Here is a 13,605-nt window from a genome sequence, read left to right on the forward strand (position 1 = left end):
ACTTGATGAACATGATCGGGGGAACGGCTTGGCCTTCCCCCGATTTTTTTTGACAGATGGCGCCGGCGGCTTGAGAGCGCAATCGAATGAAGTTCCTCGACCAAGCGAAGATCTTCGTCCGTAGTGGCGACGGCGGAGCCGGCTGCGTTAGTTTCCGTCGCGAGAAATTCATCGAGTTCGGCGGCCCGGACGGCGGCGACGGCGGCCGAGGCGGCGACGTCGTGGTGGTTTGTGTCGAAGGGCTCAACACGTTAATCGACTTTCGCTATCGCCAGCATTTCAAGGCCGAGCGCGGGCACCACGGAATGGGCCGCAACCGAACCGGCGCCGACGGGGCCGACGTTGTTATCGAAGTGCCGGGCGGAACCCAGATCATCGAAGATGACCGCGAAACCTTGGTCGCCGATCTCACCGAAATCGGGCAGCGCGAGATTCTGGCGCGCGGCGGTCGCGGCGGTCGCGGCAATACGCGGTTCAAGTCGTCGACCAATCGGGCACCGCGACAATTCGATCCCGGCGAGTCCGGCGAGGAGCGCTGGCTATGGTTACGGCTCAAACTCATCGCCGAGGCCGGTCTCATCGGCCTACCCAACGCCGGCAAGTCGACCTTGCTCTCGGCGGTCTCCCGGGCGCGGCCGAAAATCGCCGACTACCCGTTTACCACCCTCCACCCCCAACTCGGCATGGTCGATGCCGGCGGCGAAAGCTTTGTCCTGGCCGACCTCCCCGGATTGATCGAGGGGGCCCATGACGGCAAGGGCCTGGGCGACCGTTTTCTGGGCCATATCGAGCGATGCCAGGTTCTGCTTCATCTCGTTGACGGGATATCGGATGACCCTGTCGCCGACTATCGAACGGTCCGCGACGAGCTCGCCGCGTACGGCGCCGGAGTGGCCGATAAGCCGTCGCTGGTCGCGCTGTCAAAGTGCGATCTGTTGTCGAAACAGGATGAAATCGAACGCTGCGCAATGCTCGCCACCGCTGCCGGCACCTCGATCGAGGTCTTTTCCGCGGCCACCGGTAGAGGCGTAAAGGAGTTGATGGCGAAGCTCCTCGCGGTGATTCAGAATTTGCGCGATCGGCAGGAACCGGTCGCGGCGGGTTGTTGGCAGCCATGACGATGGCGGAGAAGGCCCATTGTCTCGCCGATAGCCGGCGGCTCGTCGTCAAGATCGGCTCGGCCCTTCTCGTCGATGATGATACCGGACGCATCCGAAACGACTGGCTGGATGCCCTCGCCGACGACATCGCCGCCGGCCGCGGCAAGGGGCAAGAGGTCGTCATCGTATCCTCCGGCGCGATCGCCGCGGGGCGGCGCGATTTGGGACTGGCCGGCGCACGACTGCGCCTCGAAGAGAAGCAGGCCGCGGCCGCGGCTGGCCAAATCCGCCTCGCCCACGCTTACCAGGATAGCCTCGCTCGCCACAACCTGCGGGTGGCCCAAGCTCTGCTCAGCCTAGAGGATACCGAACGTCGCCGGCGCCACCTCAACGCGCGCAATACCTTGGAGACGCTGCTCCGGCTCGGCGCCGTCCCGATCATAAACGAAAACGACACGGTCGCGACGGAGGAGATCCGGGTCGGCGACAATGACCGCCTCGCGGCCCGCGTCGCCCAAATGATCAGCGCCGATACACTGGTCCTGATGACCGATATCGACGGGCTCTATACCACCGATCCGCGGCGCGACCCGTCCGCCGAGCCGATACCCGTGGTGCGGGCAATTACGCCGGAGATCGAAGCCATGGCCGGCACCGCGCCCGTCGGCATGAGTTCGGGCGGCATGGTCACCAAGATTCAGGCGGCGCGAATCGCGCTCAACGCCGGCTGCCGGATGGTCATCGTCGACGGTCGTGCACCTCATGCCCTGGCCGAGGTCGATCGGTCGGAACGCCACACCTGGTTCCTGCCCGGGGCCAACTCACGGACCCAGCGTAAGAAATGGATCGCGAGCGTGCTCAATCCGCTCGGTGCGATGATCGTCGATGACGGCGCCGTAAAGGCGCTGAGCAGCGGCAAGAGCCTGCTCCCGGCAGGTGTCGTCGAGATCCGCGGAGATTTCGAACGCGGCGATGCCATCATCGTCCATGACCGCGCCGGCAACGAAATCGCCCGCGGCCTTGCCGCCTACGCCGCCACCGAGGCCCACCTCATCGCCGGCCACAAAAGCGATGAAATCGAGGGCCTCCTGGGCTACCGTGGACGAGACGAAATGGTTCACCGCGACGATCTGGTACTGAGCTGAAAGGATCGGAAGATGACGGCGGTTCAGGCCGAAACCCGAGACGACATACGCGACATCATGCACCGATTGGGCGCTGCCGCCCGCGTCGCGGCACGCGCGTTGTCGAGTGCCGACGCCGCGGCCAAGTCGCAGGCGTTGCGTGCGGCGGCGACAGCCGTTCGCGGCGATCGCGAGGTCATACTGGCGGCCAATGCCAGGGACGTCTCCGCAGCCGTAGCGCGCGGTACGACCGCCGCCTTTCTCGACCGCTTGAAGCTCGACCCGGACCGCATCGGGGCAATGGCGGACGGGCTGGAGGCGGTGGCCGACCTGCCCGACCCGGTCGGCCGGACGCTGGCCGAATGGCAGCGGCCCAACGGCCTCGTGATCAGTCGGGTCAGTGTGCCGTTGGGTGTCATCGGCATCATTTACGAATCGCGTCCGAACGTAACCGCCGACGCCGGCAGCCTGTGCCTCAAGTCCGGCAACGCGACCATTCTGCGCGGCGGTTCGGAGAGCTTTCATTCGTCAACCGCGATCGCCGCCTGCCTCCAGCACGGACTACGGATAACCGGCCTGCCCGAGACGGCCATTCAAATGGTGCCGACGACCGACCGCGCCGCGGTTGGTGAAATGCTGACCATGCGTGGGGTTATCGACATCATCGTGCCGCGCGGCGGTAAATCCCTGATCGAGCGTGTTGCGGCGGAAAGCCGTATTCCGATCATCGGCCATCTCGAAGGGCTGTGTCACGTCTATGTCCATGCCGCGGCCGACCCGGAAATGGCCCGCGATATCGTCGTAAACGCCAAAATGCGCCGCACCGGCATCTGTGGCGCCGCCGAGACAATTATGGTCGACCGCGGTGCGGTGGATCGGCACCTGTCGCCGATCCTTAAAGCATTGTTCGAATCGGGGTGCGCGGTACGTGGCGACAACGAAGTGCAACAATGCGACCCGCGCGTCAGTCCGGCGTCGGAGGAAGATTGGTCGACCGAGTATCTCGATGCCATCGTCTCGATTCGCGTCGTCGACGACATCGATGGGGCGCTGGCCCATATCGAGCGCTATGGCTCCCATCACACCGATTCGATCGTCACCGAGGACGCCGATGCCGCGGCGCGCTTCTTGGCCGAGGTCGACAGCGCCATCGTCCTTCACAATGCCTCCACGCAATTCGCCGATGGCGGCGAGTTCGGCATGGGCGCCGAGATCGGGATCTCCACCGATCGTCTTCATGCGCGCGGCCCGGTTGGCGCCGAGCAATTGACCAGCTTCAAATACGTCGTGCGTGGAACCGGCCATATTCGACCCTGATTCCGGCGTGGATACGGTCTACGACTTGGCGGCGCGAACCGCGGACAGGAAGGTCGGGATTCTCGGCGGTTCGTTCAATCCGGCTCATCGCGGCCATCTCCATATCAGCCGCCTCGCATTGCATCGTCTCGATCTCGATCAGATCTGGTGGATGGTTTCGCCGCAGAATCCGCTGAAACCGCCGGATGCGACCGCGCCCATGGCGGTCCGCATGGCCGAGGCGTGGGCGGTTGCCGGAAGCGATCGACGGATCGTCGTCACCGACATCGAAGCGCACCTCGGCACCCGATTCACCGCCGATACCCTAACCGTCATGCGTCTGCGCATGCCACGAATCCGCTTCGTCTGGCTGATGGGTGCCGACAATTTGATTCAACTGCCGGACTGGCACCATTGGGAAACCGTCATGGCAACCGTCCCGGTTGCGGTTTTGGCGCGCCCCACGTATTCTTTGAGGGCGATGGTTGGCAAGGTGGCACAACGGTACGCGGATTATCGGTTGCGACCCGAAGCATCTCATTACTTAGCTGATCGGTTTCCGCCGGCATGGACGTTCATTGCCGGGCCGATGCATGCCGCCTCCGCCACCGCAATACGCGCCGCACGGCGCGATGAGGACGATAACCAAAGGAGGAGACAGTCATAGTCCATATCGACAAGTCCGCGTCGGATGACGATATGCTTCTCGACGTGGTCACAAAGTCGCTCGATGAAGACAAGGCAGAGGACATTGTCGTCATCGACCTCGAAGGCAAGACCAACTATGCCGATCACATGATCATCGCCAGCGGGCGTTCACGGCGCCATGTCGGCGCAATAGCCGAGCATCTCATCGAGAAATTGAAACACGAAGCGCGACGCCTGGTCTCCACCGAGGGCAGGCAACAAGGCGACTGGGTGCTGGTCGATGCTGGGGATGTCGTCGTGCATATCTTCCGGCCCGAGGTGCGTGCCTTCTACAACCTCGAAAAAATGTGGGGCATGGCCCTACCGGAGCCGGAGCGGGTGACCGAAGCGATGGCCTAGCACCATTCTTCCGTCGTCCCGAGGCTAATCCCGAATGCGGATCCTGATCACAGCGGTCGGGCGCTTGCGCTCAGGCCCGGAAAAGACACTCTACGAACACTATATCGGCCGCTTGACCTGGACCGTGACTGCGCGCGAGGTCGAGGATCGGCGCGGCGGCACAAGCAAGGCGCGGCGCCAAAGAGAATGCGGCCTCTTGCTTGCCGCGCTGCCCGAGGCGGCAATTACCGTGGCCCTCGATGAAACCGGCCAGGCTCTGACCAGCAGCGCTTTCGCGCAGCGGATCGGTCAGTGGCGGGATAACGGACAACGCGACATCGCCTTCGCCGTCGGCGGAGCCGATGGGCTCGACGATCGGATTCGCCGCCGCGCCGATCTCGTGCTGTCCTTCGGCAAGGCGACGTGGCCCCATCTCCTGGTTCGCGCCCTGCTCGCCGAGCAGCTCTATCGCGCCCAGCAAATCCTCGCCAACCATCCCTATCACCGCGATTGAATAGGCTTCCGAGGCGCTTGGAAATCGGTTCCGCATGGGGTACCGCCGGTTGGTAAAACGGCCTATATAACGGGCACGATGAACACTGCCAGTCCACAATGGCCCGCCGTTCTGTGTGTCCTTGACGGTTGGGGCGAAAGATCGGCGACCGCCGACAACGCGATCGCGCTCGCCCGCACGCCGGTCTGGGACCGGTTTGTGGCGTCTTGCCCCCATTCCCAGCTCGATGCGTCGGCCGAGCAGGTCGGTTTGCCGACCGGCCAAATGGGCAATTCCGAAGTCGGCCATATGAATCTGGGAGCGGGGCGCGTCGTGCTTCAGGATCTGCCGAGGATCGACGTCGCCATCGCCGATGGCAGCCTCGCCCGAAATACGGTCCTGGCAACGTTCGCCGAGCGGATGAAGCGATGCGCCGGAACGGTTCACCTGATCGGCCTGATGTCGCCGGGCGGCGTTCACTCGCACCAGGGCCATATTACCGAACTGGCGCGGATTCTTTGCGATGCCGAAATCCCGGTCCGCGTCCATGCGATTCTCGATGGCCGCGATACCCCGCCGCGCAGCGCGGCTGAATTTTTGCGCCGGTTCATCGACGATACTTCGGACCTCGATGGTCTTAGGATCGCCACAATTTGTGGCCGTTACTACGCCATGGATCGGGATAGTCGTTGGGACCGAGTGGCACCGGCCTATGAGGCCATCGTTGCGGGCGCCGGCGCCCATGCCGACGACCCCATTGCGGCGATCGCGGCGGCCTACGATGCCGGCCGTGGAGATGAATTCGTCGAACCGACGGTGATCGGCGATTACGCCGGGTGCGACGACGGCGACGGTATCGTCATGGCGAATTTCAGGGCCGATCGGGTTCGCCAACTCCTGACCGCACTCCTCGATCCGAATTTCGACGCCTTCCCGCGGGCGCAGGTGACGGCTTTCTCCAACGCTGTCGGCATGGTCGGATATTCGGAGGCGCTCAACCGGTTCCTCGGTGCGGTGTTCCCCGCCCAGCAACCTGTCGACACGCTGGGGCAGATCGTCGCCGACAACGGCCGCACCCAGCTGCGCATTGCCGAAACCGAAAAATACGCCCACGTAACCTTCTTCTTCAATGGTGGCCGCGAGACACCGTTCGACGGCGAGCAGCGCATCCTGGTGCCGTCGCCGAAGGTCGCGACGTACGATCTTCAGCCGGAAATGTCGGCACCGGAAGTCACCGACCGGTTGATCGACGCGATCGACAGCGGTCAATTCGATTTTATCGTCGTCAACTACGCCAATACAGATATGGTCGGGCACACCGGCAATCTCGACGCCGCGATCCTTGCGGTGGAGACGGTCGATGGCTGCCTTGGACGGGTTGACGCGGCAATCGCAAGAGCGGGCGGCGTCCTGCTCATCACGGCTGACCATGGCAACGCGGAAATGATGCGCGATGACGCCGGCAACCAGCCCCATACCGCCCACTCCCGGAACCCGGTCCCGTGCATCTTGGTCAACGGGCCCGCGGATGTGGTCAATCTCGAATCGGGCTGTTTGGCCGATGTTGCGCCGACCGTCCTCGCGCTGATGGCGATCGGCCAGCCGGCCGCGATGTCGGGCCGTTCGCTGCTGGTCACCAGCGGCTCCCGCAATTTGGCCGAAGCCGCCGCCTAATGATCGAATCGCCATGAAACCGCTCCTTGCCGTCCTAATGATCATGTTCGTCGCCGGTGGCGCCGCCGCCGACGAACGGTCATCCTTGCGCGAGGTCGAGGGCGACATCGTCGCCGGCCGTGGACAGGCGGCCGAACTGAAGGCGGAGACCGACAAGATCGAGGCCCGGATAACCGCGCTGCGGGCGCAATCGGTCGCCATGGCGCAACGGGTTCAGGAGGCGGAACAGGCCCTCGATGATATCGAAGCCAGGCAGGCCATATTGATCGACCAGGAAAGCCAGCTTTCGGAGCGGCTCGCCGCACGCCACGCCCAGGTCAGCGAGGCGCTGATGGCGTTGCAGCGTCTCGGCCTGCATCCTCCCGATTCGCTGGTTGCCGTTCGCCTGTCGCCGACCGAAACGCTGCGAAGCGGCCTACTGTTGCGGGCGATCGTGCCGGTTCTGCAGACGCAAGCCGGTGAGCTCGCGGCGCAGCTTGCCGAGCTTAATCTCGTCCGCGCCGAGATCGCCGAAACCCGGGAGAGCCACCGCGATCGGTTGGCCACGCAGGAGGCGGAACGACTGGGAATCGAGCGGCTGCTGACGGAAATCGGCACGCTTCGCGCCGCCACACTGGGGCGGGCCAGGAAACTCGCCGAGCGCAACGCGGCGCTGGCGAAAAAGGCAAAGGATCTGAGCGCTTTCCTCCGCGAGCTCGACGCGGCGGCGCCGGAGACCCCTTCGCTCAAGCCGGCCCGTGCTCCGGCGCCCGCTATCCGCAGCTTTGCCGGCGCGCGCGGCCGCATCGATCTGCCGGTTCACGGCCGGATAATTCAGCACTATGGCGCGGAAATTCCCTATGACAGAACCAGTCGGGGAATCAGGATCGAAACCCGCGCCGGGGCCCAGGTGGTCGCACCGTTCGATGGCGAAATCGTCTATGCCGGACCGTTTCGCGACTATGGGCTCATCTTGATCATTGAACACAGCGACGGATATCATAGTCTTTTGGCAGGATTCGACCGTATCGTCGGCGGAGTCGGACAATGGGTGCTCGCCGGAGAGCCGGTGGGAACCATGGGCCGTTCCGACAATGAAAAGCCGAATCTTTATGTTGAACTTCGCCGGGACGGGCAACCGATCAACCCCTCGCCCTGGCTAATCGTGCTCAAGCGCAAGGAAAACGGATGATGCGTCACAAGTGGATCGCGGCGACAAGCGCCGTATGGATTGCCTTAATCGTCGTATTTCACGTCGCCGCCAGCGACGCCCAGGAAGACGGCGCCGACACCTATCGCCAGCTCAACCTGTTCGGCGACGTGTTCGAGCGGGTGCGCTCCGACTATGTCGAGGAAGTCACCGACGAGGAGCTGGTGAAGTCGGCCATCAATGGCATGCTGCAATCGCTGGACCCTCATTCGAGCTATATGGACGCAAAGAATTTCGAGGAAATGCAAGTCCAGACCAAGGGCGAGTTCGGTGGCCTCGGGATCGAGGTCACGCTCGACAGTGGATTCGTCAAGGTCGTCTCGCCGCTCGATGACACGCCGGCGGCCCAGGCCGGGGTCCAGCCCGGTGATTTCATAACCCACTTGGAAGGCGAATCGGTTCTCGGCCTCAGCTTGAGCGAGGCGGTCGAGAAAATGCGCGGCCCGGTCGGAACCGACCTTACGGTCACGATCCGCCGCGAGGGCGAGGAGCCCTTCGATCTGACGATAACGCGGGCGGTGATCACTATCGAATCGGTGCGCAGCCGCGCCGAGGGCAATGTCGGATATATCCGGATTACCGCCTTCAACGAGCACGCCGACGACGGCCTCAGCGAGGCGCTGGAAGAATTGGACGAAGAACTCGGCGAGGATATAGCGGGTATCGTTCTGGATCTGCGCAACAACCCGGGCGGATTGCTCGATCAGGCGATCGAGGTTTCCGACGCTTTTATCGACAAGGGAGAAATCGTCTCGACCCGCGGCCGGCTAAGCGAAGATATTCAGCGCTACAACGCGGATGAAGGAGATCTGGCGCACGGCCTGCCGATGGTCGTCCTGATCAACGGGGGCTCGGCATCGGCGTCGGAGATCGTGGCCGGCGCCCTCCAGGACCATGGCCGCGCGATCGTTCTCGGCACGCGTTCCTTCGGCAAGGGCTCGGTTCAGACCATCGTGCCGCTCGGCTCCCACGGTGCCATGCGCCTGACCACGGCGCGTTATTACACACCCTCGGGAACGTCGATCCAGGCGACCGGCATCGTCCCCGACATCACCATCGAGCGCGCGCGTATCGAGCGCGTCGATACGGCGGCGACGCGGCGCGAGGAGGATTTGCGCGGGCGCCTTGAAAACCCCGGCGCAAATGGCGAAGGCGTGGAACACGATGACGAGGCGGCCAAGGACGAAACCGGGGAAACCGGGGACGACGCGGACGCGGGTGCGAGCGAAGACGCCGACGATGGCAGCGACAAAGCGGCCGAGACCGACGACGACGACGCTTTCATCGAAGACTACCAGCTCTCCCGCGCGATCGACCTGATCAGGGGCCTCCAACTGTTCCGTGCGGCCAATGTTCAGTAGGTGGGCGATCCGAGCCATCGATTGACGCCGGCCGCCGCGACCGCGCAATGACGCCGAACAAGGATTCACTACCCTATCGGTCGTGCGTCGGAATCATGCTGGTCAATGATACGGGGCACGTGTTGGTCGCCCAACGTCGCGACCTGCCGGGCGATTCCTGGCAAATGCCTCAAGGCGGCATCGACGACGGCGAGACGCCGGCGCAGGCGGCGCTTCGCGAGTTGCGGGAAGAGATTGGAACGGTCAAGGCCGAGATTCTCGCCGAAACCACCGAATGGTACGCCTATGACCTCCCCGATGACTTGATCGGCAAGGCGTGGGGGGGCCGCTACCGCGGACAGGAGCAGAAGTGGGTCCTGGCGAAATTCAAAGGCTCCGACGCCGACATCCAAATCGAAACCGAGCACCCCGAATTCGTGGCCTGGAAATGGGCGCCGTTGGAGCAGCTAACGACGCTGATCGTCCCTTTCAAACGTAAGGTCTACCGCCAAGTGGTCGCGGAGTTCCAACCGATCGTCAACGAGTGCCGCGGTGCCGTAGGCGGGAAATGAATTGGATCGGCGCCAATTGGCCGCCGGTACGCCAGGCGATCAGGCGTCGGCCCGTTCGAGCCGCGCGACGCGGGCGCTCACAATGCGATAGCTGAGCCCGGCCAGGGCCTGCGCCACCGGTTCCCGGCGCCGGATGCCGGCGGCCTTGAAGCTCATCGACACCATCCGCTCCAAGTGCTGCTTGCGATAGACGCGATAGACGCGGCGAGCGTGGGCGCGGGTATAGCGCCGCCGCTCATAGGGCTCGTCGGGGCCGGCGTTGGCGGCGTAGTAGGCGTAGGCCAGTTCGTCGTCCTCGGATTCGTTGATCCGCCCCAGAACGACCATAAGGCGGCGCAGACGTCCGATACGGTCGCGTTCGAGGTACCGGTTCATGTGGGTGTAGAACAGCTTGTAATGACGGAACTCGTCGCCGGCGATGTTCTTGCAGAGCTGGTTCAGCACCGGCTCTTCGGCGGCCTCGGCCAGCGCCGTGTAGTAGGAGCTGGTGCCGGTCTCGACAATGCAACGAGCGACCAATTCGCCGGCGCGCGTGCCGCGGACCGACGCCGTCGCGTCGAGCGGCAGCCGATAGCCATCGGTGAATCGCCTGAATCTGGCTTCGAAATCGAAATCCGGATCGGCCAATTCGGCCCAGCGTCCAAGCGCGCGCCCGTGCTGCACCTCTTCCTCGGCCCAGGCAATGACTGCTTGTTTGAAATCCGCGTCGTCGTGGAAGACGTTGCAGAGGTAGGTTGCGTAATCGCCGCCGTTGTACTCGACCAAGCTCGCGGCCTTGACGACCTTCAACAGGTCGGAGTCGACCTTAGACGCATCGAACCGCTCCCAATCGATGTCCTCCAAGGTCCAATACTTCATGCCCTACCTGCCCCTTTTGCTCGTTTGGCGACCGGCTTAACCCACACTGTCAACAGGACCAGCGCACGCGCCGAAAGGACCCCTACCCTAGGTAACAATTAAAATGCGATTCGCGAGCTATTTCCACGGCTCTAGGCGCTCACAACTAGCGGCTTTGGGCGGCCGCAATCTTTGCTTCGCCAATGGCGATCCGGCGCTCTACGGCGCGGGTTTCGGCCTCCTCGGTGGCATCCTTGAGGTCGTCCCGGGCGTGGCTGAGGTCCTCTTCCACCGGCGCAATCTCGATGTCCTCGATCGCCACCGCCTCCTCGGCCAAAACCGTGCACCGCTCCGGCGTCACCTCGGCAAAGCCGCCGGCGACGAAAATCCGTTGGACCACGTCGTTGCCCTGATAGACATTGATGATCCCGGGCCGTATCGAGGACACCAAGGGGGCATGTTCCGGCAGTACGCCGAAATCGCCTTCGGCGCCGGGAATGACCACCATATCGACCTCCTCCGACATGAGGAGCCGGGCCGGCGACACGAGTTCGAAGGATACCTTGTCGGCCACATTCGCCTCCGCTACGCCGCCTCGGCCGCGATGCGCTTCGCCTTGTCGATCGCTTCCTGAATGGTGCCGACCATATAGAACGCCGATTCGGGGAGGTCGTCGTATTCCCCTTCGACAATCGCGCGAAAGCCCTGGATCGTGTCTTCCAAGTTGACGAACACGCCGGGGAAGCCGGTGAAGACCTCGGCGACATGGAACGGCTGGGACAGGAAGCGTTGCATCTTTCGGGCCCGAGCGACGATCAGCTTGTCCTCTTCCGACAGTTCGTCCATGCCGAGAATGGCGATGATATCCTGGAGCGCCTTGTAACGCTGGAGGACGACCTGGACATCGCGGGCGCACGCGTAATGCTCATCGCCGACAACCCGCGGATCGAGCATGCGCGACGTCGAATCGAGGGGATCGACCGCCGGGTAGATGCCGAGCTCCGCGATCTGCCGTGACAGCACCGTGGTCGCATCAAGATGCGAAAACGAGGTTGCCGGTGCCGGGTCGGTCAGATCGTCGGCCGGCACATAGATAGCCTGGACCGAGGTGATCGACCCCTTCTGAGTGGTCGTGATCCGTTCCTGCAGAATACCCATGTCGGTCGCCAGGGTGGGCTGGTATCCGACCGCCGATGGGATTCGGCCGAGCAGGGCCGAAACCTCGGAACCGGCCTGGGTGAATCGGAAAATGTTGTCGATGAAGAGCAGGACATCCTGGCCCTCTTCATCGCGAAAGTACTCGGCCAGGGTCAGGCCGGACAGGCCGACCCGGGCGCGGGCCCCCGGGGGCTCGTTCATCTGGCCATAGACGAGCGCCGCCTTCGAGCCCTCGCCGTCGAGGTTGATAACGCCAGATTCGATCATCTCGTGATAGAGGTCGTTGCCCTCACGCGTCCGTTCGCCGACACCGGCGAACACCGAATAGCCGCCGTGAGCCTTGGCGATGTTGTTGATCAACTCCATGATGATGACGGTCTTGCCGACCCCGGCGCCGCCGAACAGGCCAATCTTGCCGCCCTTCGCATAGGGCGCCAGGAGATCCACGACCTTGATTCCGGTGACCAGAATCTCGGCCTCGGTCGACTGGTCGGTGAGTTTCGGCGCGTCGCGGTGGATCGGTAGCTTCATCTTGGCGTTGACCGGGCCGCGCTCGTCGACCGGCTCGCCGATGACGTTGAGAATGCGTCCCAGCGTCTCGGGACCGACCGGAACCTGGATCGGCAGGCCCGTATCGGTCACCTCCGTCCCGCGCACCAAGCCCTCCGTGGTGTCCATCGCAATCGTGCGAACCGTCGATTCGCCGAGGTGCTGCGCCACTTCCAAGACCAGCAACTGGCCGTCGTTGTCGACGTGCAGCGCATTCAGGATCTTCGGCAGATCACCATCGAAATGGACGTCCACGACGGCGCCCGTCACCTGCGAAATCTGACCTACGATATTCTTCGCCATGTCCTGCTCCTAACCGGAAATCGGCCTTCCGTTTCCAAGTGGTTTGTCTAGATCGCCTCGGCGCCAGAGATGATCTCGATTAGCTCCTTCGTGATCTGAGCCTGCCGCGTGCGATTGTATTGCAGTGTCAGCCGGTCGATCATGTCACCGGCGTTGCGCGTCGCATTGTCCATCGCCGTCATGCGGGCGCCTTGCTCGCTGGCGTTGTTCTCGAGCAGGGCGCGGAAGATCTGCGTCGAAAGATTGTGCGGCAGCAGTTCAACGAGTATTTCTTCTTCTTCGGGCTCGTATTCATAGATCGCCTGCGGCCCTGCGGCCGCCGCGTCCTCTTCGGCCTCAGGAGCCGGGAACGGGATCAGCTGTTGGTCGGTCACGAACTGACTGATCGCCGACTTAAAGCGGTTGTAGAAGATGCTGCACACATCGATCTCGCCGGCTTCGAACAACGTCTGGATGCGCCCGAAAATATTGAGCGCGTCGTCGAAGGTCAGTCGCGGGCGTCCGATATCGGAGATCGCTTCGACGATCAGGCCACCGTATTCGCGGCGCAGGATGTCGCGGCCCTTGCGGCCGACGCAGAACAGCTTGACTGTCTTGCCGTCGATCTCGAGCTGCCGGATCTTCTGCCGCACCCCGCGGACGATGGACGAGTTGAAGCCGCCGCACAGACCGCGGTCGGAGGTCGCAACAATAATCAGGTGAACATCTTCCTTGCCGGTGCCGATCAACAGCGGCGGCGCTTCCGGCTTGTCTTTGGCGCTGGCCGCCAACGAGCTCAGAACGGTTTCCATGCGCTCAGCATAGGGCCGCGCCGCCTCGGCGTGCTCCTGGGCCCGGCGCAGCTTCGCGCCGGCGACCATTTTCATGGCCGACGTGATCTTGCGCGTCGAAGTGACGCTATTGATCCGAATACGGAGGTCTTTGAGGCTGGCCATGGGCGCTGC

General features: G+C 63.4%; 14 protein-coding genes. 10 read left to right on the forward strand and 4 right to left on the reverse strand.

What is annotated here, in order from left to right:
• The first annotated feature begins 86 nt into the window (after positions 1-86).
• The 10 genes from obgE to GY791_13765 all read left to right on the forward strand — a co-directional run bounded on the left by obgE (position 87) and on the right by GY791_13765 (position 9,814).
• Complete coding sequence (gene obgE / locus GY791_13720; GenBank protein ID MCP4329480.1) at positions 87-1,118, forward strand: GTPase ObgE; 1,032 nt, start codon at positions 87-89, stop codon at positions 1,116-1,118.
• Positions 1,119-1,120: 2 nt separating this feature from the next.
• A complete protein-coding gene (locus GY791_13725; protein MCP4329481.1) occupies positions 1,121-2,245 on the forward strand; it encodes a glutamate 5-kinase in 1,125 nt (374 codons plus the stop codon).
• Positions 2,246-2,257: 12 nt separating this feature from the next.
• Entirely contained in the window at positions 2,258-3,541 is a 1,284-nt protein-coding gene (locus tag GY791_13730; GenBank protein MCP4329482.1) for a glutamate-5-semialdehyde dehydrogenase, read from the forward strand.
• 7 nt (positions 3,542-3,548) lie between these two features.
• Positions 3,549-4,187, forward strand: coding sequence for a nicotinate-nucleotide adenylyltransferase (locus tag GY791_13735; GenBank protein MCP4329483.1), 639 nt, complete (start codon positions 3,549-3,551; stop codon positions 4,185-4,187).
• A 32-nt stretch (positions 4,188-4,219) separates the two neighbouring features.
• The gene (gene rsfS, locus GY791_13740; protein ID MCP4329484.1) at positions 4,220-4,567 is read left to right on the forward strand and encodes a ribosome silencing factor; all 348 of its coding nucleotides are present in this window, start codon (positions 4,220-4,222) and stop codon (positions 4,565-4,567) included.
• A gap of 34 nt (positions 4,568-4,601) precedes the next feature.
• Positions 4,602-5,060, forward strand: a complete 459-nt coding sequence (gene rlmH / locus GY791_13745; GenBank protein ID MCP4329485.1) for a 23S rRNA (pseudouridine(1915)-N(3))-methyltransferase RlmH — start codon at positions 4,602-4,604, stop codon at positions 5,058-5,060.
• A 78-nt stretch (positions 5,061-5,138) separates the two neighbouring features.
• Positions 5,139-6,713 carry a 2,3-bisphosphoglycerate-independent phosphoglycerate mutase gene (locus GY791_13750; protein ID MCP4329486.1) on the forward strand — a complete coding sequence of 525 codons (1,575 nt, stop codon included), beginning with the start codon at positions 5,139-5,141 and terminating at the stop codon, positions 6,711-6,713.
• A gap of 13 nt (positions 6,714-6,726) precedes the next feature.
• Positions 6,727-7,884 carry a peptidoglycan DD-metalloendopeptidase family protein gene (locus GY791_13755; protein MCP4329487.1) on the forward strand — a complete coding sequence of 386 codons (1,158 nt, stop codon included), beginning with the start codon at positions 6,727-6,729 and terminating at the stop codon, positions 7,882-7,884.
• Positions 7,881-9,263 (forward strand): S41 family peptidase, encoded by a 1,383-nt coding sequence (locus GY791_13760; protein ID MCP4329488.1) that lies wholly within the window; start codon positions 7,881-7,883, stop codon positions 9,261-9,263. The genes GY791_13755 and GY791_13760 overlap by 4 nt, the downstream gene beginning before the upstream one ends.
• Positions 9,264-9,310: 47 nt before the next feature.
• Positions 9,311-9,814 (forward strand): RNA pyrophosphohydrolase, encoded by a 504-nt coding sequence (locus GY791_13765; GenBank protein ID MCP4329489.1) that lies wholly within the window; start codon positions 9,311-9,313, stop codon positions 9,812-9,814.
• 39 nt (positions 9,815-9,853) lie between these two features.
• Here the strand turns inward: GY791_13765 and GY791_13770 are convergent, their stop codons facing one another.
• The 4 genes from GY791_13770 to GY791_13785 form a co-directional block, all read right to left on the reverse strand.
• Entirely contained in the window at positions 9,854-10,672 is an 819-nt protein-coding gene (locus GY791_13770; protein ID MCP4329490.1) for an acyl-ACP desaturase, read from the reverse strand.
• A 145-nt stretch (positions 10,673-10,817) separates the two neighbouring features.
• Positions 10,818-11,225 carry a F0F1 ATP synthase subunit epsilon gene (locus tag GY791_13775; GenBank protein ID MCP4329491.1) on the reverse strand — a complete coding sequence of 136 codons (408 nt, stop codon included), beginning with the start codon at positions 11,223-11,225 and terminating at the stop codon, positions 10,818-10,820.
• Positions 11,226-11,236: 11 nt separating this feature from the next.
• Positions 11,237-12,661, reverse strand: coding sequence for a F0F1 ATP synthase subunit beta (atpD, locus tag GY791_13780; protein MCP4329492.1), 1,425 nt, complete (start codon positions 12,659-12,661; stop codon positions 11,237-11,239).
• Positions 12,662-12,708: 47 nt separating this feature from the next.
• Positions 12,709-13,596 carry a F0F1 ATP synthase subunit gamma gene (locus GY791_13785; GenBank protein ID MCP4329493.1) on the reverse strand — a complete coding sequence of 296 codons (888 nt, stop codon included), beginning with the start codon at positions 13,594-13,596 and terminating at the stop codon, positions 12,709-12,711.
• Between the last annotated feature and the right edge of the window lie 9 nt (positions 13,597-13,605).

This window comes from Alphaproteobacteria bacterium (assembly GCA_024244705.1).
Classification (GTDB): domain Bacteria; phylum Pseudomonadota; class Alphaproteobacteria; order JAAEOK01; family JAAEOK01; genus JAAEOK01.

Excerpts from the sequence above, each read along its gene's own strand:
- atpD (MCP4329492.1), bottom strand. The coding sequence starts at position 12,661 with ATGGCGAAGAATATCGTAGGTCAGATTTCGCAGGTGACGGGCGCCGTC.
- GY791_13760 (MCP4329488.1), top strand. The coding sequence starts at position 7,881 with ATGATGCGTCACAAGTGGATCGCGGCGACAAGCGCCGTATGGATTGCC.
- rlmH (MCP4329485.1), top strand. The coding sequence starts at position 4,602 with ATGCGGATCCTGATCACAGCGGTCGGGCGCTTGCGCTCAGGCCCGGAA.
- GY791_13725 (MCP4329481.1), top strand. The coding sequence starts at position 1,121 with ATGGCGGAGAAGGCCCATTGTCTCGCCGATAGCCGGCGGCTCGTCGTC.
- GY791_13765 (MCP4329489.1), top strand. The coding sequence starts at position 9,311 with ATGACGCCGAACAAGGATTCACTACCCTATCGGTCGTGCGTCGGAATC.
- GY791_13730 (MCP4329482.1), top strand. The coding sequence starts at position 2,258 with ATGACGGCGGTTCAGGCCGAAACCCGAGACGACATACGCGACATCATG.
- GY791_13770 (MCP4329490.1), bottom strand. The coding sequence starts at position 10,672 with ATGAAGTATTGGACCTTGGAGGACATCGATTGGGAGCGGTTCGATGCG.
- rsfS (MCP4329484.1), top strand. The coding sequence starts at position 4,220 with ATGCTTCTCGACGTGGTCACAAAGTCGCTCGATGAAGACAAGGCAGAG.
- GY791_13755 (MCP4329487.1), top strand. The coding sequence starts at position 6,727 with ATGAAACCGCTCCTTGCCGTCCTAATGATCATGTTCGTCGCCGGTGGC.
- obgE (MCP4329480.1), top strand. The coding sequence starts at position 87 with ATGAAGTTCCTCGACCAAGCGAAGATCTTCGTCCGTAGTGGCGACGGC.
- GY791_13785 (MCP4329493.1), bottom strand. The coding sequence starts at position 13,596 with ATGGCCAGCCTCAAAGACCTCCGTATTCGGATCAATAGCGTCACTTCG.
- GY791_13750 (MCP4329486.1), top strand. The coding sequence starts at position 5,139 with ATGAACACTGCCAGTCCACAATGGCCCGCCGTTCTGTGTGTCCTTGAC.